Raw genomic sequence first — 352 nt, 5'->3', positions numbered from 1 at the left:
CCCCCGCCCCCCCGCCCCGCCCCCCGCGCGCCCCCCGCCGCCCACGGCGGCCGCGCGGGGCCGGGCCCCCCCCCCCCCCCCCCCCCCCCCCCCCCCCCCCCCCCCCCCCCGCCGGCAAGGAGGCCGGAATGAGCACCGAAAACACCAGGGGAGTGCTGCTGCTCAGCCACGTCGGGTTCTCGTTCATGGAGGACCTCCTCGGCACGCTCCGGGCACGGGGGCTGAAGGGCTACGTGCTCAGCTCCCTGCCGGAACCGCAGCACCAGGCGGCGAGGCCGGCGGGGGGGGCCGGCCGCCCCCCCCCCGGGCCCCCCCCCCCCCCCCCCGGCCGGGCGGGCGCGGGCGTGGGGGG

General features: G+C 84.7%; 1 protein-coding gene. It reads left to right on the top strand.

What is annotated here, in order from left to right; genetic code table 11:
• Positions 1-128: 128 nt before the first annotated feature.
• A partial coding sequence (locus LCE31_RS28310) for a hypothetical protein (RefSeq protein WP_225019153.1) occupies positions 129-352 on the top strand: 224 nt, incomplete at its 3' end.

Source organism: Streptomyces sp. 8L (assembly GCF_020176795.1).
In the GTDB taxonomy this organism is placed as follows: Bacteria; Actinomycetota; Actinomycetes; order Streptomycetales; family Streptomycetaceae; genus Streptomyces.
Note: the sequence above shows the minus strand (reverse complement) of the source record. Positions and strands in the feature narration are given on the sequence as shown.